Annotated in this window: 21 protein-coding genes and 1 pseudogene; 2 read left to right on the top strand and 20 right to left on the bottom strand. The window is 68.4% G+C overall.

Annotation, left to right across the window (positions count from 1 at the left end; translation table 11 throughout):
• Nucleotides 1–14 precede the first annotated feature (14 nt).
• From HOP12_15480 to HOP12_15450, 7 genes and pseudogenes are all read right to left on the bottom strand, one after another.
• Nucleotides 15–896, bottom strand: coding sequence for a DM13 domain-containing protein (locus HOP12_15480; protein NOT35545.1), 882 nt, complete (start codon nt 894–896; stop codon nt 15–17).
• 350 nt (nt 897–1,246) lie between these two features.
• Entirely contained in the window at nt 1,247–1,849 is a 603-nt protein-coding gene (locus HOP12_15475) for a uridine kinase (GenBank protein NOT35544.1), read from the bottom strand.
• A 2-nt stretch (nt 1,850–1,851) separates the two neighbouring features.
• Nucleotides 1,852–2,634 (bottom strand): aquaporin family protein, encoded by a 783-nt coding sequence (locus HOP12_15470; protein NOT35543.1) that lies wholly within the window; start codon nt 2,632–2,634, stop codon nt 1,852–1,854.
• Between the two features lie 59 nt (nt 2,635–2,693).
• A complete protein-coding gene (locus HOP12_15465) occupies nt 2,694–4,712 on the bottom strand; it encodes a glycogen debranching protein (protein ID NOT35542.1) in 2,019 nt (672 codons plus the stop codon).
• Between the two features lie 83 nt (nt 4,713–4,795).
• A pseudogene (locus tag HOP12_15460) lies at nt 4,796–7,435 on the bottom strand (glucosidase).
• A gap of 55 nt (nt 7,436–7,490) precedes the next feature.
• On the bottom strand, nt 7,491–7,712 hold the full coding sequence (locus tag HOP12_15455; protein ID NOT35541.1) for a hypothetical protein: 222 nt from the start codon (nt 7,710–7,712) through the stop codon (nt 7,491–7,493).
• A 222-nt stretch (nt 7,713–7,934) separates the two neighbouring features.
• The gene (locus HOP12_15450; protein NOT35540.1) at nt 7,935–8,195 is read right to left on the bottom strand and encodes a hypothetical protein; all 261 of its coding nucleotides are present in this window, start codon (nt 8,193–8,195) and stop codon (nt 7,935–7,937) included.
• Between the two features lie 216 nt (nt 8,196–8,411).
• Between HOP12_15450 and HOP12_15445 the strand changes: the two genes are divergently transcribed.
• Nucleotides 8,412–9,206, top strand: coding sequence for a pentapeptide repeat-containing protein (locus HOP12_15445; protein NOT35539.1), 795 nt, complete (start codon nt 8,412–8,414; stop codon nt 9,204–9,206).
• A 62-nt stretch (nt 9,207–9,268) separates the two neighbouring features.
• Here HOP12_15445 and HOP12_15440 read toward each other — a convergent pair whose 3' ends face one another.
• The 8 genes from HOP12_15440 to HOP12_15405 form a co-directional block, all read right to left on the bottom strand.
• On the bottom strand, nt 9,269–9,532 hold the full coding sequence (locus tag HOP12_15440) for an anti-sigma factor (protein NOT35538.1): 264 nt from the start codon (nt 9,530–9,532) through the stop codon (nt 9,269–9,271).
• Entirely contained in the window at nt 9,529–10,131 is a 603-nt protein-coding gene (locus tag HOP12_15435) for a sigma-70 family RNA polymerase sigma factor (GenBank protein ID NOT35537.1), read from the bottom strand. Before HOP12_15435 ends, HOP12_15440 begins: the two co-directional genes overlap by 4 nt.
• A gap of 59 nt (nt 10,132–10,190) precedes the next feature.
• Nucleotides 10,191–11,822 carry an SMP-30/gluconolactonase/LRE family protein gene (locus HOP12_15430; protein NOT35536.1) on the bottom strand — a complete coding sequence of 544 codons (1,632 nt, stop codon included), beginning with the start codon at nt 11,820–11,822 and terminating at the stop codon, nt 10,191–10,193.
• Nucleotides 11,822–12,118 (bottom strand): cupin domain-containing protein, encoded by a 297-nt coding sequence (locus tag HOP12_15425; protein NOT35535.1) that lies wholly within the window; start codon nt 12,116–12,118, stop codon nt 11,822–11,824. The genes HOP12_15430 and HOP12_15425 overlap by 1 nt, the downstream gene beginning before the upstream one ends.
• Before the next feature lie 230 nt (nt 12,119–12,348).
• Complete coding sequence (locus tag HOP12_15420; protein ID NOT35534.1) at nt 12,349–12,798, bottom strand: heme-binding protein; 450 nt, start codon at nt 12,796–12,798, stop codon at nt 12,349–12,351.
• Nucleotides 12,799–12,904: 106 nt separating this feature from the next.
• The gene (locus HOP12_15415; GenBank protein ID NOT35533.1) at nt 12,905–13,243 is read right to left on the bottom strand and encodes a hypothetical protein; all 339 of its coding nucleotides are present in this window, start codon (nt 13,241–13,243) and stop codon (nt 12,905–12,907) included.
• A 99-nt stretch (nt 13,244–13,342) separates the two neighbouring features.
• The gene (locus HOP12_15410; GenBank protein NOT35532.1) at nt 13,343–14,713 is read right to left on the bottom strand and encodes a glycoside hydrolase family 1 protein; all 1,371 of its coding nucleotides are present in this window, start codon (nt 14,711–14,713) and stop codon (nt 13,343–13,345) included.
• Entirely contained in the window at nt 14,710–16,065 is a 1,356-nt protein-coding gene (locus tag HOP12_15405; protein ID NOT35531.1) for an NAD(P)/FAD-dependent oxidoreductase, read from the bottom strand. Before HOP12_15405 ends, HOP12_15410 begins: the two co-directional genes overlap by 4 nt.
• Before the next feature lie 501 nt (nt 16,066–16,566).
• On the opposite strand from HOP12_15405, the gene HOP12_15400 reads away from it, so the two are divergent.
• Nucleotides 16,567–17,517, top strand: a complete 951-nt coding sequence (locus tag HOP12_15400; GenBank protein ID NOT35530.1) for an alpha/beta hydrolase — start codon at nt 16,567–16,569, stop codon at nt 17,515–17,517.
• 21 nt (nt 17,518–17,538) lie between these two features.
• On the opposite strand, the gene HOP12_15395 is transcribed toward HOP12_15400, so the two are convergent.
• From HOP12_15395 to HOP12_15375, 5 genes are all read right to left on the bottom strand, one after another.
• Nucleotides 17,539–18,126 (bottom strand): CPBP family intramembrane metalloprotease, encoded by a 588-nt coding sequence (locus tag HOP12_15395; GenBank protein ID NOT35529.1) that lies wholly within the window; start codon nt 18,124–18,126, stop codon nt 17,539–17,541.
• 421 nt (nt 18,127–18,547) lie between these two features.
• On the bottom strand, nt 18,548–18,835 hold the full coding sequence (locus HOP12_15390) for a hypothetical protein (GenBank protein ID NOT35528.1): 288 nt from the start codon (nt 18,833–18,835) through the stop codon (nt 18,548–18,550).
• A 597-nt stretch (nt 18,836–19,432) separates the two neighbouring features.
• Nucleotides 19,433–19,867: a DUF2809 domain-containing protein gene (locus HOP12_15385; protein ID NOT35527.1), complete on the bottom strand. Its 435-nt coding sequence runs from the start codon at nt 19,865–19,867 to the stop codon at nt 19,433–19,435.
• Nucleotides 19,868–19,907: 40 nt separating this feature from the next.
• Nucleotides 19,908–23,021 (bottom strand): tetratricopeptide repeat protein, encoded by a 3,114-nt coding sequence (locus HOP12_15380; protein ID NOT35526.1) that lies wholly within the window; start codon nt 23,019–23,021, stop codon nt 19,908–19,910.
• Between the two features lie 112 nt (nt 23,022–23,133).
• A complete protein-coding gene (locus HOP12_15375) occupies nt 23,134–23,412 on the bottom strand; it encodes a hypothetical protein (GenBank protein ID NOT35525.1) in 279 nt (92 codons plus the stop codon).
• Nucleotides 23,413–23,509 lie beyond the last annotated feature (97 nt).

Raw genomic sequence — 23,509 nt, 5'->3', positions numbered from 1 at the left:
GTTGAGTGAAGGACTTAGGAATTCTGCGCGGCGAGCGGCGCCGTGCCGAAGTTCACCTTGAAGCGCGCGCACCAGATGGTGACCGCGCGGTACTTCGAGAGGTCGGTACCGGTGGGGATCTCGTAGTTCTGGTCGCCGATGTTGCCCTTGAGGCTGCCGAGGTCGATGAAGCCGGCCTTCTCGACCGAGGCATTGTCCATCGCGTCGTTCGCCGCGACGAGGTACACGTGCACGTCGGGACCGTTCGAGGTCGCGAACTCGGTCAGGCGCAGGACTTTCTTGCCGCCTACTTCGTACACGCCGGCCATGCCGTGCGTGTCGTGCGTGCCCTTGTGGAACTGGCCGGTGAGCGCCGCTCGCGGCGACGATGGCATCGCCTCGGAAACCGCGCTCATCGCGTCGCCGGTCTCGAGCGCGGCGGTCCCGAAGTTCACCTTGAAGCGCGCGCACCAGATCGTCACGGCGCGGTACTTCGAGAGATCGAGATCGGCGGGCAGCGTGTAGTTCTGGTCGCCGACGTTGCCCTTGATGCTGCCGAGATCGACGAAGCCGGCCTTCTCGACCGACGCGTTGTCCAGCGCGTCCATCGCGGCCACGAGGTAGACGTGCACGTCGGGCCCGTTCGACGTCTCGAACTCGGTCAGGCGTAGCACGCGAGAGCCGTCCTGCAGCTGGTAGATCGTGGCGACGCCCTTCGTCTCGTGCGCGCCCTTGTGGAAGCGGCCCATCAGGGCGGTTTCGGGAGCGCCGGACGCCGGCGTGGCCGTTGCGGCAACCGCTGGCAGCGCTTCGCTGACCTTCTGGTTGACGAACAGGCGCTCGGGCCGGAACAGGTACCAGCCGATGGCGCCGCCTGCGAGAAGCACGAGCACGACGAGGATGTTGCGGGACTGCATGGGAACCCTCCTTACGGTTGGGACGGACGTCGGGATCATTGCCGTCGCGGAAAGGAATGCCGGAGGGGCGCGGCGGGTTCCCGAAGGCTGCCGGGCTCTTCGCGCGGGCACGCGGGTGACAGGTTCGGGCGGTGACGGCCGGCGGCCGGCGGCCATCCTTGGGTCAGCGACTGCTGCGGAAGGGACAGCGGCGGGGCGGCCGCGCGACTTCAGGCGCCGGTGGAGATCGCTCCGTTCGCAAAGACGACGTCGGCCGCTTCGCATGGCCGGTCGCGCTCGAAGTGCACCTGCTGCGCCGGGAAGTAGATCCGGCGGTAGTCGGCAACGAGGCGGTCGTCGGGCAGGCCTTCCTAGTTGCGAGCCCGCGCGCGTTCGAGCGCGATTTCGAACGGGCAGTCGACCCAGACGCGCAGGTCGTAGCGCGGGCGCAGGTCACGCCGGAGGGCGAACACGCCCTCGAAGAGCACGACGTCGATGTCGTCGAGCCGGTACGAGATCCCGCGGGGCGTACCGTCGTGCGGATGCGGCCGCACGCACAGCGTGTGCAGCATGCGATGAAGCCGCAGCGGCTCGAGCACTCGTGCGAACACGCCCTCGAAGTCGAAGGCGTGGCGGTAGAAGTGCTCGCCGGGAGGATCGCCGAAACGGATCGCCGGTGGCTGGTGCCATTCGTCGAGCCCGATCACTGCGGTACGGAGCCCGAGCCGCTCGATCGCGGCGGCCAGGTGGCGCGCGATCAGCCCCTTGCCCGAAGCATCGATGCCGCTCAGCGCGATGAGCCGTGCCCACGCCGGCCGCGCCGGCGGTGTCGCCATGACGCGCTCGGCGAGCGCAGCGATGTGGCCGACGAAATCGGTGCGGGTGCGCAACGCGAGTTCGCTGCGGCGAACCGGCATCGTGAGACGCGAAATCCCGCTCGGGCGAGCGGCGGACGACAGCGGAGTCGCGCTCATCCTCAGTCGAACCGCGACGTGGGTATGAACGCGGGCCTGGAGACCGCACCGGCGGCGCTCACTGGCGAGGCGCCGTGCTGATGCTCGCAGAAGATGCAACTTCTGCCCGGCGCGTGGTGAAATTTGGCGCAACCCGCTTCGGGCGCCGCGTGGGTGCGGCGGAAGCCTTCGGCGGCCGCCAGCATGCCGAGCGGCGGCGCGAGGACGTAGAGCCACCACGCCGACCAGGTGTGCGCCGGTACGGCCGACGCGAAAGTGCGCGCCGGGTTGATGCTCATCCCCGACAGTGGCGCGAGCAGCGCGATGTAGAGCGCGACCGTCACGCCGGCGAACACGCCGGTCCACCGCATGAGCCTCGGCGAGGCGTTGACGTTGAGCACCAGCGCCATCAGCCCGAAGGACATGCCGAACTCGGTGGCGAAAGCCGCGCCCGTGCCGAGCGGTCCGGGCACGGTTACCACGTAGTGTACCTCGGGGCTTGCGAGCCACGGGCCGAAGAGGGCGGCGCTCGCCAGCACGCCGAGCGTGCCGCCCGCGAACTGTGCGGCGATGTAGGCCGCGGCATCGCGCGGCGCGATGCGCCCGAGCCGCAGGAACGCGAGCGTGACGCTCGGGTTCATGTGCGCGCCCGAGCGCCGGCCGAACGGTGAGTAGATGAGGGCAATGGCGGTGAGCCCCATCGCCGCGCCGATCAACGCGCGGCGCAGGTCGCCGTTGGGAATCGCGGCGTGCCACGGCGAGCCGGGGTACTCGAGCAGAGTCGTGAACGCGCAGGCCGAGATCATGAAGAGTCCGAGCGCGAGTGCCTCGGCGGCGTACTCGGCGAAATGCGTCGCGGTGGCCTTCACAGCGTGATGCTCGCAAGGGAAAGCGCGGCCGGCCCAGCCACGGGCGAAACGTGCGCAGGCATCGTGGCCTCCAACCGCAGCAACTCCCCGACCGACCACGCCTGGAACGGGCAGCCGCCCGGCGTGTGGGGCGGCTCGGCGTCGGCGACTTCCGAGACGTGGCCGATGCCGGCCGCGTCGAGGTGCGCAAGGAGCGGTGCGACGAAGCGGCGCCGGGCTTCGGCGCGCACGGCTTCGCCGTCGCCCCGCACGTTCACCCACGCGTCGACGAACGCGCCGATCAGCCACGGCCACACCGTGCCCTGGTGATAGGCGCCATCGCGTTCGCTGACGCCACCGGCATAGTGCGGCGCATAGCCGGGCTCGCCGGGCGCGAGCGAGCGCAGGCCCATCGGCGTCCAGAGCCGCGCCTCGACCGCGTCGACGATCCGGCGCGCACGTGGACCTTCGATCAGCCGCACCGGCAGGCCACCGACCGCGAAGATCTGGTTCGGGCGGAACGCCGAATTGACGGCGCCCGCGTGATGATCGAGATCGACGACGTCGTAGAGGGCGCCGGCCGTCTCGTTCCAGAAGCGCGCCTCGAATGCGGCGCGCGCGCGATCGCGGATCTCGCCCCAGCGCGCCTCGCTCCGCGCGCCGAAGTCGAGCGCGTTGATCCACAGCGCCTGGATCTCCACCGCCTTGCCAGTGCGCGGCGTCACCACCCAGTCGCCGACCTTCGCGTCCATCCACGTCAGCTGCACGCCGGGCTCGCCCGAGGCGATCAGGCCGTCGGCATCCATGCGGATGCCGTAGCGCGTGCCGCGCGCGTAGCCTTCGAGGATCGCCTGCGTCGCCGCGACCAGCGCGCGGCGCGTGGTGGCCGCGACGCGCTTCTTCGCGGCCGCCATCGCGTCGAGCCACTCGCCCACTGCGACCACGTACCAGAGCGAGGCGTCGACCGCGTTGTACTCGGGCGCGCCTTGATCGGCGAAGCGATTCGGCAGCAGGCCTTCGCTCACCGCGCCCGCCCACTCGAGCAGGATCGCGCCGGCCACATCGAGCCGGCCGCCCGCGAGGCACAACCCGCGCAGCGCGATGAACGTGTCGCGGCCCCAGTCGGTGAACCACGGGTAGCCGGCGACGATGGTCGAGCCCTCGCCGCGCTTCACGAGGTACGCGTCGGCGGCGCGGTGGAGCCGCGAAGCGAAGCGCGCACGGCGCTTCGTCTCGGCGGCCCGCACGCGACGTACGGCGCGCTCGACGCCGGGCTGCGCGGCCATGGCCGCGGCTTCGGCATCGACGCCGGCCGCCAGCAGCAGCACCGCCTCGTCATTCGCGAGGTCGAAGTGAAACTCGCCGGGTGCGGCGAGATCCTCGACGCAGTCGAGCCCCCGGTGCAGTTCTTCGTCGTACTGGAAAGCGCGGAACCACTCGGGGCGCGGAACGAACGTGCCGTTGTGGCGCACGATCACGCCCGGCAGCCCCGAGTAGGCGGCGAACTCGACGCGGCCCTCATCGGCCACGACGGCGAACGGGAATGCCGCGCTTTCATGGTGCAGCGCGTGCGAGTCGCGGCCCGAGAACAGCGGCTTCGCGTGCAGCCGCACCGGGCCTTCACCGGCGCTGCGCCGCCACGCGAGCCAGGTCGCAGCCGTACCCTTCGCGACCAGCAGCTCCTGCTCGATCGCGGTGCCATCGGGCAGGCGAAACGTCCAGCGTGGCCACGGCTCGGGCTCGAAGCCGGCGAGGTGCGTGGCGCCGTTCGGGTGCGTGACACCGGGCGCGTATCGCTGCGTCGAGATCGGGTAGGTACCACTGGCGGTCTCGACCCACAACTCGAGGCCGTTGACGAGCACGCTGCGGCCCGTCGGGGGAGTGATCGCCGCCAGCAGCAGTGCATGGTAACGCCGCGTGCGAACGCCCGACACGGTGCCCGAAGCGAACCCGCCGAGCCCGTCGGCCTCGAGCCACTCGGCGTCGAGCGCGTAGCGCAGCGGTGCCGCGGCATTGGGATTCGAGTCCGCTCTCATGGCTGCGGCACTCCGATCCCGGCGTGCGGTGTCACGCCGCTCAGCGTCGAACGCTCGCCGAGCCGACTGCGGGCGGTGTCTTCAATGCAGCGCAGCGCCAGCGCGGTCCAGCCGGTCTGGTGCGAAGCGCCGACGCCGCGCCCGGTATCACCGTGGAAGTACTCGTAGAAGAGCACGAGGTCGCGCCACGCCGGATCCGACTGGAAGCGCTGCTCGTCGCCATGCACCGGTCGGCGGCCGGAGTCGTCGCGCAGGAACAGCGTACCGAGCCGGCGGCTCAGCTCGCGCGCGACTTCGGCGAGCGTCATCTGCACGCCGGAGCCGGTCGGGCATTCGACCTTCAGGTCGTCGCCGTAGAAGTGCGAATAGCGCTCGAGCGCTTCGATCAGCAGGTAGTTGAGCGGGAACCAGATCGGTCCGCGCCAGTTCGAGTTGCCGCCGAACAGCCCGGTGTCGGATTCAGCGGGCGTGTAGGCGACGCGGTACTCGGCGCCCTCGACGTGGAGTACGAACGGATCCTTCTCGTGCGCTTTCGAAACCGAGCGCACACCGTGCGGCGAGAGGAACTCCGACTCGTCGAGGACGTAGCGCAGCACGCTCACGAGCCGATCCTGCGACGGAATCGCCAGCAGCCGGTGCGCGTGGCCATCACCGCCCTTCGCCTCCATGTAGCTGATGTGACGTGCGAGATCGCCGCGGTTCTCGAGGAACCATCGCATGCGCCTGGTGAAGCCCGGCAGCTTCTGGATCACGCTCTCTTCGAGGATCTCGACCGCGAACAGCGGAATGACGCCGACCAGCGAGCGAATCCGCAGCGGCTGGAGCGTGCCGTCCATGTGCAGCTGGTCGTAGTAGAAGCCGTCGCGCTCGTCCCACAGGCCCGAACCGCCGAGCGTGTTGATTGCGTCGGTGATCGCGATGAAGTGCTCGAAGAACTTGGAAGCGAGATCCTCGTACGCCGGGTCTTCGCTCGCGAGTTCGAGCGCCATCGAGAGCATGGTCGCGCAGTAGAACGCCATCCACGCGGTGCCGTCGGCCTGCTCGAGATGGCCGCCGCCCGGCAGCGGCTTCGAGCGGTCGAACACGCCGATGTTGTCGAGCCCCAGGAATCCGCCGCCGAACAGGTGCTTGCCCTCGAGATCCTTGCGGTTGACCCACCAGGTAAAGTTGATGAGCAACTTCTGGAAGCAACGCTCGAGGAAGATGCGATCGCGCTTGCCGCGCGGCCCGGTCAGCTTGTAGACGCGCCAGCAGGCCCACGCATGGACCGGCGGGTTCACGTCCCCGAGCGCGAACTCGTAGGCCGGCAGCTGCCCGTTCGGGTGCATGTACCACTCGCGCAGGAACAGCACGAGCTGCTCCTTCGCGAACTCGGGGTCGATCTGCGCGAGCGGGATCATGTGGAACGCCAGGTCCCACGCGGCGTACCACGGGTACTCCCACTTGTCGGGCATCGAGATCACGTCGCGGTTGTGCAGGTGGTGCCAGTCGGCGTTGCGACCGTGCTTGCGCCCGGCCGGCGGCGCCGGCTGCGAAGGGTCGCCCTCGAGCCAGTCTTTCACGACGTAGTAGTAGAACTGCTTCGACCACAGGAGACCGGCGTAGCCCTGGCGCACAACGCGCTTCTCGTCGTCGGTCGCGCCCGCCGGAACGTGCGCGGTGTAGAACTCATCGCACTCCGCGCGCCGCTGGTCGAACGTGCGATCGAACTCCGGGCCGAGCGCCTCACGCGGATCGGCCGAGGCCGCGGCAAGCCGCAGCTTCACGACCACTTCCCCGCCGGCCGGGACTTCGACGCGGTAGTAGACGCCGGCCTTGGTACCGGCGCGCCGCGGGTTCACCGCGAACGAGCGGCCGTTGACGATGTATTCGTGGAACGCGTCCTTCACGAACGGCGAAGCGTTGGCCGCGTTGAACAGTCGCTGCGAGTTGGTCTCGTTCTCGGTGAAGATCATCGCCGGCGGGCGGCCGTAGGGACCCGCGCCCACGAACAGGCGGTACTCGCCGAGCGTCGCGTGCTTCGCGGCGATGGTGGTGTCGTCGAGGCGGCGCAGCTCCGGCTTCGGCCAATAGCCCTCGCCGCTCCGCCCCCAGCTCCACGTGTTGCGGAACCAGAGCGTCGGAACGAGGTGGAGTTTTGCGGCTTCAGGCCCGCGGTTGGTGACCGTGAGCTGGATGAGGATGTCGTCGGTGCCGGCCTTCGCGTACTCGGCGACCACGTCGAAGTAGCGGTTCTCGTCGAACACGCCGGTGTCCTTCAGCTCGAACTCGGGCTCGCCCTTGCCGCGGCGGCGGTTCTCATCGACGAGGCGCGCGTACGGGTACTCGGCGTGCGGATACTTGTAGAGCGCCTTCATGTACGAGTGCGTCGGCGTCGACTCGAGGTAGAAGTACGACTCCTTCACGTCTTCGCCGTGATTCCCTTCGGGGCCGGTGAGGCCGAACAGGCGCTCCTTGAGGATCGGATCGCGGCCGTTCCAGAGCGCGAGCCCGAAGCACAGGCGGCACTCGCGGTCGGTGAAGCCGAGGAGGCCGTCCTCGCCCCAGCGGTAGGCGCGGCTGCGGGCGTGGTCGTGCGGCAGGTAGTCCCAGCACGAACCGCCCTCGGAGTAGTCCTCGCGCACCGTGCCCCACTGGCGCTCCGAGAGGTACGGGCCCCATCGCTTCCAGTTCTTCGTGCGGCGGGTGTCTTCTTCGAGCCGGATCGCTTCGGGGTTGGACACGTTCTGTGGCCCTTGCGTCGTGGGGCGGGTATGAGTTCCGTTGCGGAGTGCCATCTCAGTGAATGTCCCGATAGAACTCGCACTCGAGTTCGATCTGGCGATGGAGCAGCGCCGGAACCAGCGTGGCGCAGTGACACTGACCAGCGCAGCCGCAGGCCGGGACGGTCGCGCGAACCGGCACGAGCGCCGCGGACGGAGTGAAGTCTTTGCGAATGCGGCGAGCGGCGTCCTCAACGGCGTCGGACGATTCCCATATCACTCCGGTGGCCCACACCATGTCACTGCCCTCCTTGCTCCCGCGCCTCGCGGCTTCGAGTTCTTTTCGGGTGACGCGCTTTGCGCCAGACGAGGGTGTGAATGCGAGGAGGTGGGGCGAAGTTCCCGGGCGTCGTGAGCAGCGGTCGGGAAGCCGGGGCGCGACCCCGCCAGGGGAATCCAGGGCGTGTGGCGCCGGCAAGTTGGGGCGCGATGCCTAACGAAGGCTTCCCCGCGCCGAGGTTCAGCTCTTGGGCGGTGGTGGCGTGCCGCGCAGCGACGAAAGGACGCGCGCCTTCACGTCGGCCGGAGCCGTCACGCGCTGCAGCTTGTCGCGTACGTCATCCAGCAGCTGGGCTTCGAACTTGAATTCGCGCGCACAGCCCGCGCAGACCTCGAGATGCTCCTGAACGAGGCGAATCTCCTCGACCGTGAGTTCCCGGTCGACGTAGTCGTGGATGCGGCTGAAGGCTTCGCGGCAGCCGTAGGCATCGGGTGTCTCCAACTGCTCCTCCAAGGGCGGGCCGGGTAGTCGTATCCGCGTTGGGAAGGCCCGAGTCGTTCAAAAGGTTCCCGGGCCGCGCGACCCGGCGGCTCCGCGCCGCCGTGCTTGCGGGCGGTGCCCCCGCTAAGTCCTTGAATTCCAACAGGACGAGGCCTGAGAATCCCCCGGTTCGAGCCCCGCTCTTTCTTTTGCCGCACTCCCGCCCCGAGGTGCCGCATGCCCGAGATCCGCCACCGCGAAAACGGCGCCGTGCTGTTCAGCAGCGACGCCGCCAACTTCCGCGGCCAGTCCTTCCGCTCGCTCCACCTCGACTACGCCGACCTCGCGGGCGCCGACCTGCGCGGCTGCGACCTCCGCGGCACCACGCTCTCCAACTCGGACTGCTCGGGCGCGAACTTCGAAGGCTGCACGATGAACGCCGTCGAGTTCTGCGCCGCCAACCTGACCGGCGCGAACCTGCGGCGCGCCGTGCTGACCGACTCGCGGATCCTCGCGACCCAGCTGGTCGGCGCCGACCTGCGCAGCGCGCGTCTCGAGCACGGCATCTACCAGTGGTCGAACTTCGCCGGCACGAAACTGGTGGAAGCCAACCTGCGAGGCGGCGACTTCAATCGCGCCGCGTTCCCCGAGGCCGACTTGACCGGCGTCGACGCCCGCGATGCGCGCTTTGACTTCGCCAACCTGCGCGCCGCGCGGCTCGAGTTCGCGATGCTGGCCGGTGCGCGCTTCACCGCCGCCGACCTTCGCGATGCCCGGCTCTGCCAGGCCGACTTCACCCTCGCGAGCCTCATTCGCACGCAGCTCGCCGGCGCCGACTTCACGCGCGCGATGTTCTCCGGAACACAGCTCGCCGGCCTCGCCGGCCTCGCCGAGGCGATCGGCCTCGACACGATCGAACATCACCGCGTGAGCTTCATCGACCTGGAGACGCTGCGCGCCGGCGCCCGGAAGCTGCCGAAGGAGTTCCTGCTGGCGGCGGGAGTGCGCGAGGAAGAACTCGCGGCCCACTGACAACCGTGGCAGTGCCGCGCTGCCTGAGAACTTCTCGCAAGCGCGAAGTTCTCAACCGGAGTCTAGCTGGCCGGCCCCTCGAGCTTCGCCTTGGCGATCGCGCTCGCGATGCGGCTGCGCAGGTCGGCGGGCGCCTCGATGCGCTGGAGCTTCTCGCGCACGTCGTCGAGCATCCGGCGATCGAACGCGTGTTCGCGCGTGCATTGAGCGCACGTTTCGAGATGCTCCTTCACCAGCCGCATCTCGTCGGCGCTGAGTTCGCGATCGAGGTAATCGTCCAGACGCCGGAAGATCTCTTCGCAGGTCAGACGATTCGCCGGGGTCATTCGGGGTTCCCCTCCGCTTCGTTCGTGCGCACGCCGTGTTCCTGCGCGAGATTCCAGAGCGACTTCTGCAGCATGCGGCGCGCGCGGTGCAGGCGCGAGCGCACCGTTCCCACCGGGCAATCGAGGATCTCGGCGATCTCCTGGTAGGCGAACTCCTGCATGAAGTAGAGGCTCGCCACCACCCGGAACTCGACCGGCAACGATTCGATCGCGCTGTTCACGTGTTCCGTCGAGATCTTGCTGAGCACGAGGCCAGCCGGGTCGTCATCGGGTCCGAGCTGCCCCGACCCCGCCGCCGAAACGAACATGTACAACTCGGACGCATCCTCGAGATCCACGATCTCGGGCCCGCGCTTCTTCCGCCGGTACCGGTAGAGGAAGCAGTTGGTGAGGATGCGGAAGAACCACGCCTTGAAGTTGGTGCCCGGCTGGAACTGGTGGAATGAGCGGCACGCGTTGTACGCCGCCTCTTGCACGATGTCCTGCGCATCCGCGTGGTTGCGCGACATGTGGTAGGCGGCGCCGAAGGCCGAATCGAGCAGGGGCTCGATCAGCGACTCGAACGAGGGCGCAGCCGATGCGGGGGTCGTGGCGCTCATGGGGCGCGGAGGATAGCAGAGCCCCTACCGCGAATCCGCACGAGCGCCCGCCCCCGCCGTCAGCGGTGTTCCCCCACGAGTTGACGCGTGGCCGTGGCCCCCGCCACTTCCAGCCGCACGCGGTACAGCCCGCTGCGCGCGGTCATGTAGAGGCCGCGCCCGTCGGCATCGCCCCACGCCAGGTTGGCCGGCAGCTCGGGCGCGCGCAGCGTGCCGAGGTGCTTGCCGGCAGGCGAGATGATCCACACGCCGCCCGGGCCCGACGCGTAGAGGTTGCCGCGCTGGTCGATCTTCAAGCCGTCGAGCGCTTCCTCACCCGGCGCCCCGTTCATGCTGAAGAACTCGCGGCCGTTCTTGAGCGAGCCATCGCGCTGCACTTCGTAGCGCATGATGATCTTCTTCCGCGTGTCCCAGTTGGTCACGTAGAACCAGCGCTCGTCGGGCGAAAACGCGAGGCCATTGGGGCCGGTGAGGTCGTTGCTCACCAGCTTCAGCTGCCCGTCGCGCCAGCAGTACACCCCGGTGTAGGGCACCTCGCGCGCCGGATCGTCGTGCGCCTTCGGCAACCCGAACGGCGGGTCGGTGAAATAGAGCGCGCCGTCGGAGCGATAGACCAGGTCGTTGGGGCTGTTGAGCCGCTTGCCCTCGTAGCGATCGGCGAGCACGGTGAGCTTGCCGTCCTTCTCGAGCCGCGTGACCCGCCGATTGCCGTGCTCGCAGCTCGTGAGCCGGCCTTCGGGGTCGAACGCGAGCCCGTTCGATCCGGGCTGGTGCAGCCGGCCGACATCGGCGCCGTCGTAACCGCTCTTGGTGCGGAACACGGTGGCCTTGCCATCGGGCGACCAGCGGTAGATTACGTTGGTGTTGGGGTCGCTGAACAGCAGCGAGCCGTCGCGCGCCCACACCGGGCCCTCGGCGAACTGGAAACCGTCGGCAAGTTTTTCGACGCGCGCATCGCGAGCGAACAGCCCGTCGATCGCCGCGTCCTTGCGCACCAGGTCGGCGGCGACTGCGGGGAACTTGAGCGCGTCCCGGTCTGGCCGGTAGAAGTCCAGGCGCGCCGAGCGCACCCAGATGTAGTTCTCGGGCACCGCCGAGATCGGTCCGTTGATTCCGAAGACCGCGAGCTGGATCTTCTGCCCGGGCTTCACGTCACGGCCGATCACGAGGCGGTTCGGCACGTTCCAGCCGGCCACCACGCTCCCGCCGGTCTGGCCGAGCGAGCGCGCCAGCACGCCGTCCACCCACACCTCGGCGTAGTCGTCGACGACCGTCTCGAACACCAGCGTCGCGCCGGTCGGATCGAAGGTGCCGACCTTCGTGGGCACCGTGACGCTCAAGCGATACCAGTTGAAGCACAGCTTGCCGGTCGAGCGACGCGCACCGAGCGTCGTGGGGTCGATCGTCTCCCACTGCGAATCGTCGAACGCCACGCCTTCGGCGTGCGGCGCGAAGTCGAAGGTGCGGTTCGCCGGGCCCGAAGCCTTGAGATCGGCGCCGACGCTGCGGAAGTCGATCTCCGAGATCTTCGTCTCGCTGGTCCTCCATGCGCCGCGCACCGTCGCGACGCCCTCGCGCGTCGCGAGGTCGAGCGTCGCGTCGGGCGTGCCGGCCGGCGCCTGGGCCCGCGCCGACACGGCGAACAGCGCGGCGAACAGTGCCGCTGAGCACAACAGTCGAAGCGTGCGCATCACCGGGCTCCTTCGTTGCGAACCTTCACGGTGTAGTAGCGCACCGGGCCGCGCACGTCCTTGAACCAGTGGGGCACGCCGGCGGGCACGATGATCACGTCGCCGGCAGCGAGCACGCGGGTTTCGCCGCCTTCGATCGCGGTGCCGCGCCACTCGTCCTTGCCGGTGTTCTTGAGGTCGATCGCTCGGCCACCGGTGACGAATGTCGCGCTGCCCTCGAGCACGTGGATCAGGTCGGTGTCGGTGGTGTGGACTTCGGCCAGCCCCGGTTTCTCGCGGCGGCTGGTGTGGATCATGTAGTTGGTGTGGTCGTCGAAGAGAACGGCGCCGGCCGCGAACGACTTGGTGACGTTCTCGGCGCGGTAGTAGTGGACCGGCGCGGCGACTGCCGCCGGGACGGCTTCCGCTTCCTTGCCCGAGTAAGCATCCGGCACTTCGGCATGGCCGACCGGCACCGCGCAGGCCGAGGCGATCGCGAGGGCCAGCGCGCCGGCGAGCACCCGCAGCGACGAAGGAGTGCGCGCGCTCATGGCTTCACGCTCATCTTCTGCAGCGCGACCGCCGCGACGTTGGCGATGTCGGTGTCCTGCTGGGCGCTCATCGCGCCGCTGACCCCGATCGCGCCCACCAGCTCGCCGTCGACCATGATCGGCACTCCGCCCTGCAGGGGTGTGATCACCGACACGCCGAGAAGCGACAGCCGGCCGCCCTTGATCGCGTCTTCGAACACCTGGGTCGGGCGGCGGAACTGCGCCGCGGTGCGCGCCTTCTCGGCGGCCACGGCCGCTGCCGCGGGGAACGTGTTGTCGAGGCGCACGAGCAGCAGCAGCTGGCCGCCGTCGTCGACGATCGCGATCGCGCCGCCGGCGTTGACACGCCGGGCTTCCGCTTCGGCGGAAGCGGCGACCGACCTGGCGCCTTCGAGAGTCAGGATCTTCTTGGTGGTGGTCTGGGCCGAAGCCGGCAGGGCGGCCATGAGGCCGAGCGCGGCGACGAGCAGCATGCGGGTAGCGGTCTTCACGGGAGTCTCCTCGAAAGAGAGCCGCGCGCCCGCCGGCGGCCGGCGGGCGTCGCGGCGGGGATTACATGACCGGGGACGAGAACGTCACTTCGCCGAGGACGACTTCAGCGAACGCGCAGTAGATGCGGACGCTCGAGACCTGGCGGACGTAGGCGGGCACGGTGATCGTGCGGTTCACGCGGTCGTTGACGACCTGGAGCCGCTGCAGCAGGTAGGCGTTGCCGGCGGCATCGACGACCTGCCAGTGCGGCGCGGGCGCGCCCGGAATCATGAAGTCGTCGGACAGCGAGAGCGTGATGCCCTCGCGGCTGCGCATCGCGATGATGCTGCCGCCCTTCACTTCGGGGCCGTTGAACGTGGTGCTCATCATCCCTATCGGGTTGGTCATGACGGATTCCATCGCGAACCTCCTTCGTGGTGGTGAAGCGCCCGGCCGGAGCCGAGCGCGGTTTTGTCGGCTTCACCGTTAGAAGGAATCGAACCCCGAGAAGGTTCCCGGCTACAGCTCGTTGCGTTCGATGATGCTCGCGAGGCGCTTCGCGCTCTCGCGGACCGTGCGCTTCTGCGTCGCGTAGTCGACTTCGATGAGCCCGAAGCGAGCCTTGAAGCCGTCGGCCCACTCGTAGTTGTCGAGCAACGACCAGTGGAGGTAGCCGATGACGTTGATGCCCTCGTCGAGGGCACGCGCCACCTGCCAGAGGTGCAGAAAGATGAACGTCCAGCGATCCTCGTCCTTGTCGACCGGCAGCCCGTTCTCGGTGATGAGGATCGGCAGCTGGTAGCGTGAGTACGTGCGCAGGAAGTGCGCGAGACCCTCCGGGTAAATCTCCCAGCCGAGGTCGTTCCGCTTCCCGATCTTCTGGTGGTGTTCGAGCGTGCAGATGTCGCCGACGAGGCCCGGCAGCGAGAGCCCGGTGTTCCGCACGAAGTCCCGCGTGTAGTAGTTGAGCCCGATGAAATCGAGCGTGCGCTTGTGCGGCAGGTTCTCCCAGAACAGCCCGGGCACCCGCAGCGCGCCGGTGTGGAGCGCATCGAGGAACAGGTGGTTGAAGAGGTAGGTGCGCGCCCACACCGACAGCCGGTCCAGCCGGTTCTTCGGATTACAGGGCGTCAGCGCCAGCGCGTGCTTGGCCACACTGACCATCGCATCGGGCCGCGCTTCGTGGATCGCGTGGTAGGCCTTCACGTGCGCGCGCAGCATGCGGCGGACGACCTGCAGCGCCGTCGGGAAATCCTTCATCTTGCCGGGCGGCCACTGGCCGAGGATCCAGCCCTTGAACGCCTGCACCACCGGCTCGTTGAACGTCAGCCACCAGCGCACGAGATCGCCGTACTCCTTCGCGACGCGCACGACGAAGCGCTCGAAGTAGTTCTCGATCTCGGGGTTCTCCCAGCCGCCCTTCTCGGCGAGCCACTGCGGCAGCGTGTAGTGGTAGATCGTGAGCACCGGCTCCATCCCGCGCGCCTTCAGCGCCTCGAGCTTCTGCCGGTAGTGCGCGATCCCCTCGGCGCTGAACTCGCCTTCGCGCGGCTCGATGCGGCTCCACTCGAGCGAGAAGCGGTAGGCGTTGTGGTTCAGCGAGCGGGCGAGATCGAAGTCGGCGCCATAGCGATTGAAGTGATCGGCGGCGGCGCCCGACGGCTCTTTCACGCGGCCCGACTGCTCCCACGCCCACCAGTCGCTGTTGGTGTTGCCGCCCTCGACCTGGTGCGACGAGGTCGCGGCGCCCCACAGGAACCCGGGCGGGAAGCGGAAGTTCGCCGAATGGATACCCGGCCCCTCGGCGGCGTGCTCGGCATGCGGCATCCCGTCTGGCGACGCGATGGACGGCGGAGCTTCGGCGGCGTGCGGTGTCGTCGGGTCGATCACGGGCGGACCTCCTGGGTAGGCGCCACCGCAGCGGTGCCGACCGTTTCGGGCATCACTCTCATCGGCGAGTCGTAGGCGAACGAGCGCGCCGTCTCGAAATGAACGAGGTCCTTGGCGAAGATCAGGTCGAGCGTCCAGTCGAGCATCACGCGCATCTTCTTCTCGGCACGCGGCAGCTTGCTGAGGTAGACCGTCCTCCACAGCCACCAGGCGAGGAAACCCGAAAACTGCAGGCCGAACACCCGCGCGACGCCGGTGCGCTTGCCGATGGCGGCGAGCTGGCCAAGGCCGCGGAAGGCGAATGCGCGCCGCGGCCGGCCGGCGATCGTCGCCAGAATGTTGCGGGCGATCAGGGTGCCCTGGCGGATGGCGTGCTGAGCGGTCGGCGGGCATGCGCCACCCGTAGCCGGATCGGGAATCGAAGCGCAGTCGCCGACCGCCCATACGCCGGGCCATTCTGCCACTTCGAGCTGGGCATTGACCCGCACGCGGCCGCGTTCGCAGGTGACCGGCAACGTCGCGAGCAGCGGGTGCGGCGAGGTGCCCGCGGTCCACACCAGCGTGCGCGTGGCGAGGCTGGTGCCATCGCTCAGTGCGACACCATCCGCGGTAACGCCGGTGACGCGGGTGCGGGTGCGCACGTCGATGCCGCGCTCGATCAGCTTGCGCTGCGCGTAGGCGCCGAGTTCGGGCCCGAGTTCGGGCAGGATCACCTCGCCCGGATGCACCAACGTCATGCGGATCGCCCCCACGTCGAGGTTCGGATAGAAGCGGACCGCCTCCTCGAGGAAGTCGTGGAGCGCCCCGACCGTCTCGACACCGGCGAAGCCACCGCCGGCGACGACGACTCGCAGCAGCGGCTCGCGATTGTGCGCGCCGCACTCGAAGTTGGCTTCCTCGAGGTGCGCGATCGCCCGATTGCGCAGGTGGATCGCGTCGCCCAGCGACTTCATGGTGATGGCGCGCTCGGCAAGGCCGGGCAAACCGAAGAAGTTGGTGACCGAGCCGAAGCCGAGGATCAGGTGGTCGTACTCGATCTCGTGATCGTGATGGTCGCTGCCGTGCGAGACCGTGACGCGCTTCGTTGCCAGATCGATCGAGTCGACATCGCCGTGGAAGAGATGCACGCCGGGCAGCAGCTTCCGCAGCGGATTGACGATGTGCGTGAAGTCGAGGTCGCTGGCCGCGACCTCGTGCAGCATCGGGGTGAACAGGAAGAAGTTGTCGCGGTTGACGAGGGTAATGTGCAGCGGACGATCCGGCCGGTGCGCGCGCATCAGCTCCAGCGCGGCGTAGACCCCGCCGAAGCCGCCGCCGAGGATCAGGATCCGTGTCGGTGTGGGGTGGCTCATGCAGGCTGGAAGGCGCGGAGGTCCGGAATGGTTCCCGGCGCCCGCACATGGGGCTGAGGAGCGATGCTTCCGGTCGCCCGCCGACTCGCTGCAGGAGAGCCCGCGCTGGCCCCGCCAACCTCCGCGCAGGTAGAACGCGTCCTCCCCTCGAAACATCGAGCGCCCAGGTTGCGCCAGTTTGCCAGCGTCTCGGCGCCGACCCGAAGACCTTCGGATGGAGATCCCGTGAACCGCCCCCCCCATCACGCGCCCCGTTCCGCCCGCCGCTCGCGCTCGCCTCAGCGGCCGTACTAGCCGCCGCGCTTCTCAGGCTCCTCGGGCCGATTGGTCGCCCTCTTCAAAGTCCACTCCTGTCCCTTCCTGTCGTCTCCTGATCACAAGACGAAGCCCCGCTCGCCGGTCCGTCTCAACTAAAGTGTGACGTCGCATTCCAGGTCTCGGCTGAGCAGCGAGATCGAACGGGGGCGGACAACGGCCCCCTGGACGACCGGAGGGATCCCGATGAATCGACGCACGGCAGCCTCACTCGTCCTGCTTCTCGCATTCCAAGCTACTGGCGCGCATGCCGCGCCCTGGCAGCCGTCTCCGGGTCACACGCAGTTGCCGCTATGGCCCGGCAAGGTCCCGGACGCAGTGCCAGTTCCCGGGCCGGAGACCGCGGCCAACGTCGAGCCCGCTAAGTACGTCGCCGGCAGGACTTGGGCCTACGTCAGGAACGTCGCGACGCCTACGATCACCGTGTATTCGCCGAAGCAGACGAACACCGGCGCCGCGGTCGTCGTCTTCCCGGGAGGTGGCTACAACGTCCTGGCGATCGATCTCGAAGGCTCGGAGGTCTGTGATTGGCTGGCATCTCGCGGCGTCACCGCTGTGCTCCTCAAGTACCGCGTACCGTGCGCCGTGGTAGGACCGCATCGTGACTGCCCGACGGCGCTCCAGGACGCACAGCGAGCCATGAGCCTCGTGCGCTCGCACGCGGCCGAATGGCAGATCGATCCTCACAAGATCGGGGTGCTCGGTTTTTCCGCGGGCGGTCACATGGTCGCGTCGATCAGCACGCACGCGGAACGCATCTATGCGCCCGTCGATGCCGCCGATCGCGAGAGATGGCGTCCCGACTTCGCCGTCGCGCTCTACCCCGGCCACCTGGCGACTCGCAAGGGGCGCATCCTGAACTCCGACATCCACGTCACGGCACATACTCCACCGACGTTCCTCGTGCAGGCACAGGATGATCCGATCGACCCCGTGGAGAACTCGATCGTCTACCACTCGGCTCTGAAAAAGGCCGGAGTGCCGGCGGAGCTGCACGTGTTCGAGAAGGGCCGCCACGGCTTCGGCCTGCGGCGAACGAAGCTGCCGATCACTCGCTGGCCGGAGCTCATGGAGGCGTGGTTGCACAAGATCGGAGTGCTTGCGGATGACGGCGCGCGCGCGCGAGGCTCCGACTGATCGGAAGTCGCGGACCCGCGGTCAGTTGATCGTCGCGGTCCGCCTTGGGAGACTGAACTCTCGACCCGTCGCCGAGACGATCGCCACTGCCGCCACGACGTTCACTCCCGCGAGTGCCCAGAAGTAGGTCACTCGATCCGGCTCTGAGAACAGAGGCAGGAAGAACTGGCCGACCGTGTTGGCGGACGTGTGGTAGATCCAGGCGATCAGGCCGCTCTCGCGTCCATAGTGGTACACGAAGTTGGTCACGACCGCGGACGTGAGCGCCGCCACCAGATAAGGGACGACTGCGGTGGACTCAGACAGTGCGAGCGGAAGATGCCACCCGGCCAGCAGCACGCCTAAGATCAGGGAGTTCGTCAGGCGTGAGCGTCGAGCGGAAAACTCGGGCAGCGCGAACCCTCTCCAGCCGGTCTCCTCGAATAGCGTGTCGCCGGTGACCAGAAGCATGCCGAACAACAGAAGCGATCGGTACCAGGGTCCGATCGTGACGGGAGTCGCGAACCGTGCACCGAGGGCGAAGGTAACCGCGACCGTCGCCAGTCCGATCGCCACGGGGACCAGAAACGCAGCCGCCATCCAGATCGGGCGGACGCGCCAACGAAGCATTCGACCCGCGAGCATTCGCAGACGGGTCCCTCCTCCCGTGACCGCCGCGAGGAGGAGCGCCGCCAGCAACGGACCGAGAGTGAAGACCGATGGGCCATGGAGAATCTGGAAGGACGCCCACGAAATGGCATAGGCGAGCGCGAAGAAGAGGACGAGCAATTGCCGTGGTCTGAGCGAAGTCAGCAAGCTCGAACTCGAGTCGGCGTCACGGCGAGGCGGTTCGCGGGATTGAGGTCGCAATGGACGACCGCCTTCTCACGCGCTGCCACCGATCTGTTTGCGAGCGGGATCGCGAGATCGAGCAGTTGGGCGATCGGCAGACCGCCGGGCGCGCGAGCTTGTGCTTCGTCGGGACGGCCATCACCGCAGCCATGAATTGAGAACGCGAGTGCAACCGCTACGACCAGTCTCAAGTCGACTCCTATCGATACCGCGCCTTCACGCTGCCGAAGCTCTCTTGCTTCGTTGGAATCGGGCCGCCTGCAAACACGTTACCGTGGTGAACCCATTGCCCGCCGCCAGCGCACCCGTACACATCGCCGTTGGCCGTGACGACTGCGCTTGCGAAGCCCGAAGCGCAAACGTCTGCTGAGAACGTTCCAACGACGGGATTGCTCGGAGCCTGCGCCACCGCATTCCTCGCCCCCATCGCGTAGGCCCCTGCCAGCAGAAACAGCCCCGCGCAAACGTAGAAGAAACGCTTTGCCATCGCGACCTCCATTTCAGCGAAGTGTGACCAATCGACTGAGTGCAACTGAATCAGGAGCTCCGTAGGGCATTGGCCGACTTCGCGTGCAGATGTTTGTCGTCAGCTCGGTTTTGTTGCCCCAGCGAGTCGCGTACACAAGATGTCTCGAGCTTCGTCCGAAGTCGTAGCCGCAGTCTCCGCCGTGGCCCGTGAACATCTTGAGAATGGTACCGGGGGCGACTCCCTTCCACGCGGTGAGAACTCGCAAACGGGCGACCCTTCCAATGTACTTGCCACTGCGGCCACCTGCACCGAACGATCTGTCTCGGATCGAGAGGACCTCACCGACAAAGACAGCGTCAGCGAGACCTCGGGAGTACGCCACCGACAGCTCAGCTTGGCAGGTGCAAGCGAGTGCTCGAGGGGCGGTCAAGAGCAGGAGTCCGATCAACGCCAGGACGCGTCTCATGGCGACAATCCTACCAGCGTTCTCGCAGTGCTTTGTGGAGTTCGTCGGGTTCGAGTGTCGCTATGGACTTGGAAACCGCGGGCATATCCAACGACACAAGGTGAGCACCAGAAACCAGTCGGGAGCCTCGGCGAGTCGGTCCAACCCGCTCACTCGCCCCGCGAAGCACGAGTCTGTCGCGAATGGACCGCCAATTCGAGGCCGACCGCTCCCAGTACGCCGACCGCGTAGGCCACCAAGTCTCGCGCATCGAACCCACTCCCAAGCACCAGTTGTCCGACCGGAGTGCTCCGCAGAGCGTCGAGTTCCGGGGTGCGCAGGAGCTGGCTAAGCTCGACCCCGACGCAGATCGCAAAGGCCACCGCGCTGCGGACGCGCAGCGATCCGGATGGCGCGAGCGCCCCGATCCACCACGCGATCATCATGGCCCAGAGCGCATCACCGACCACATCGCGCGCCGACGAGCCAAGCCCCGAGCCGTACGCGTGCACTCCAAGACCGAGCGCAATCGTCCCCACGGCGAGCACGACGAACGTCACGCGGGCGCGGAGCGATGGAAGCATGCGAGCGATGGCTCTGCTCATGACGGGTCGTCCAGGGCCCAACGCGCCATCCCGTCCCCCTCTACCTCGCTCCGCCCAACCGCGGCGCCCGCCCCTCCGCAATCGCCGCCCGCAGCTCCGGCGCTTCCGCATCGCTCACCGACGTCCAGTGCCGCAGCGCGGCCGCGCGTGCAGGCGACGGCGCACGTGTCGCCCAGTCGCGCTCCAAATCCACCAGTGCATCCAGCACGCTCAGGCGGCGGCGCATGTTCGACTCGCGCGGCGCGCGCAGCGCCGATTCGGCGAGCAGCAGGTACTTCTCGGCCTCCGCGTCGCGGCCCAGCTTCGTCAGGTACTGCCCGTAGGCCAGGTGGAATCGCAGCATCTCGTTCGGCGGGAGCTGTCCGGGTGGCGCGTTCGCGAGCGAACCGAACAACGAGTCGGCCTCGCGCGATGGCCCCCCTGCGCCCTGCGCACCGGCGAGCTCGTAGTTGATCCACACCACTTCAGGGTTCGCGTCTCCAAGCGCGGCGGCCAGGCGTGTTCGCGCCTCGCGTAGCTCCGTCGCGGCCTTGGCGTACTGGCCTTGCTCGCGGTGCAGGCGGCCCAGACTGGCGTACGCGAAGTTGGTGTTCATGTTGTCGGGCCCGAGGCTCGCGGTCAGGATGGCGACCGCGGGGGTCAGCAGCGACTCGGCTTCGGCCAGCTGCCCGCGTGCCTGCGCGCTGCGGGAGATGTCGCTCATGGTCACGGCCACCTGATCGCTGCCCTCTCCCAGCGCCTTCCGCCGGCCTTTCAGCACCTCACGGAACAACGCCTCGGCCCCGGTCAGATCGCCCAGGAAGTACTTCATGCGCGCGTAGTTGTTCATGGTCAGCAACGTCTGCGGGTTGCCCGCTCCGTACGCCGCCACCTTCAGAGGAATGGTCTCGCGGTACACGGAGTCCGCCGCGTCAAAGTGCCCCAGGCTCGACAGCGCGCTCGCCAGGTTATCGAGCGCAGTCGCCACGCGCGACGCGCCGGCATCGCCAGCTTCGCGATAGGCGGCCAGCGCCTCGCGGTGGATCGCGAGCGCCTCCTCGGAGCGTCCGGAGTCGTTCACGTAGACGCCCACGGCGCTGAGCGCATCACCCACCGCCACCAACCCGCCGCCGCGCACTCCTCGTGCAACCACCACGGCTTCACGCGCCAGCGATTCCGCGCGTGCCATGGCACCCATGCGGTGATAGACCATCGCCAGCGTGAGCAGTTCTCCCGCGCGGTCAGGATAGTTGCCCGGGTGGATCTGCTGTCCGGTCTCGAGCCCCGCTCGCACCAGCGACTCCGCCGCGGCAAAGCGCCCGCGGCTGATTTCCACCTGTCCCATGTTGACCAGATCCACCTCGACGTCGGGGTTCAAGTCACCGCCGATCCGGCGGTGCATGTCGAGCGCAAGCCGGTAGAGCGAATCGGACTCGTCGTATCGTCCGCTGTAGTGCATCAGGTTGCCGAGTGCGTTGAATCCCACTGCAACGGTCCGGTCGCCGTTCGGGTGCAGAGCCTGGGTCATCGCCAGTCCCTCTCGCATGAGCGGCTCGGCCGCTTCGAACTGCGAGGCATCCAGCTCGATGCTGCCGAGCGAGATCAGTGCCTCCGCCAGGCTCGGGTTCGCTCCCTTATGCAGGGCACGCCACATGGCAACGCCCTCGCGGCCCACCGAGTCGGCGCGCGCCAGCCGGCCACTGCGCCAGCTGGTCTCGGCCAGCAGCGAGAGATCGGCAGCCAGGTCCGCGTGCGGCGCCCGACGCAGGCGACGATGCGTCTCGAACGCCGCGCGCGCGTGCTGCTCTGCCGCGGCAAGGTCGCCGATCTGCAGGTACGTGCGGCCCAGCACCTGCTCGATCCCGGCGGCCACGTCGGGTTGTCCGGCCAGCTCGGTGCGCACACGCCCGGCCGTGCGATCCAGGATCTCGCGCATGAGCGCCGTGTCCTGGCCGCGCGCGACCGATGGACCTGCGCCCTCGAGCATGTCGGACAGAAACGCGGCGACCTGCTGCGACTTGGCTGCCTCGTTGCGCGCGCGCAGAAACATGGCGGTGCTCACGATCGCCGACGCGACGATCGCCAGCAGCGCAACCGAGAGCGCGGCCACGAGCGGCTTGTGGCGCGCGACCAGCTTGCGCACCTGGTAGGCCGTGCTGGGCGTGCGCGCGAGCACGGGCTGCGAGTTGCGGTAGCGATCCAGGTCCTCGGCGAGCGCCGCAGCGCTCGAATAGCGTCGGTCGGGCTCCTTGGCGAGCGCCTTGAGCACGATGCTCTGCAGATCGGTGTCCACGCGGATCAGGCCGCTCGGCGTATCGCGCAGGGCTCGCGGCTCCTGCTCGCTGATCACGCGCATGGCCTCGGGCAGCGACACGCGGCTCACGTCATACGGCCGCTCGCCGGCGAGCATCTCGAACAGGATCACGCCGAGCGCGTAAACGTCTGAGCGCACATCGAGCGCGTGCGTGTCGCCGCGCACCTGCTCGGGGCTCATGTAGGGCAAGGTTCCGCGGATCGACCCCACGTCGCTCATGACGCTCATCTGCGAGTCGTCATCGGTGAGCCGCGCGAGTCCGAAGTCGAGGATCTTCACATCGAGGGCGGCCGCGGTGCTCGAACCGGTCGTGTCAGCGCCGAGCTGCGTGGGGATGACGATGTTCGAGGGCTTGAGATCGCGGTGGATGACGCCCCGCTGATGCGCGTAGTGCACGGCCTCGGCGATGCGGCCGGCGAGCGCGAGCCGGTGCAGCAGCTCGGCGCGGTTGGCGGGCGACGGCCGCGACGCCAGATAGACATCGAGCGTCGGGCCTTCGACCAATTCCATGGCGAAGTACGGCCGGCCGTCGGGCAGGCGCCCGGCACCATAGATGGCGCCGATGTTGGGGTGCCGCAGCCGGCCCAGCGTCTCGGCTTCGCGCCGGAACAGTCGCACGTGCAGCGCGTCGGTGTGCGCGCTGCCGCGGATCACCTTCAGAGCGACGCGCCGGCGCGGCTCCTTCTGCTCGGCCAGGTACACGACACCCATGCCGCCCTGCCCCAGCACGCCGAGCAGCCGGTAGCCATCGACCTCGGCCGGCATACCGCCCAACTCGGGCGGAGCCGCCTCGCCCGCCGAGGCGTGCATGGTTCGCGTCTCATCGTGTTCGTTGCGGGGCGGGCGCGGCTCATCGGACATGGATGCTCCACGTGGCAGTAACGGAGACGGCGTGTCGCTGGCTCCGAAAACACTCGGGCGCGGCGCCGGGATCCGGCGCCGCGCCCAATGTTTTGAGTGACGATTCGAGTCGCTAGTTCCCCGGCAGCGTGACCGTCTGCGAGGCGCTTCCGTTCGGGCCAGTCGGGGCCTGGACGAACGTCACCGGATGAACACCGCCGTTGCCGCCGTTGCCGGGCACGCCGGTCGTGAACGAGTTGTTCGAGTAGGTCCCACCGGACACACCCGCGTTCGCGACGCACGCGGTGATGCCGCCCGCGCCGCCGCCGCCGGCGCCACCACCACCGCCGCGAATGCCGGCCGCTCCGGTGCCACCGGTTCCGCCGCTGTTGGGCGCTCCGGTGCCGGCCACTCCACTCGCGCCGCCCGCGCCGATGCCGAAGAGGCCGCCCGCGCCGCCGTTGCCGCCTTGCCGCCGTTCTCAGACGTGAAGTAGCACAGGGAGAACG

It is taken from the genome of Candidatus Eisenbacteria bacterium, assembly GCA_013140805.1.
Lineage (GTDB): Bacteria > Eisenbacteria > RBG-16-71-46 > RBG-16-71-46 > RBG-16-71-46 > JABFRW01.
The sequence above is the reverse complement of the archived record's forward strand: the minus strand, read 5'-3'. Positions and strand labels throughout refer to the sequence as shown.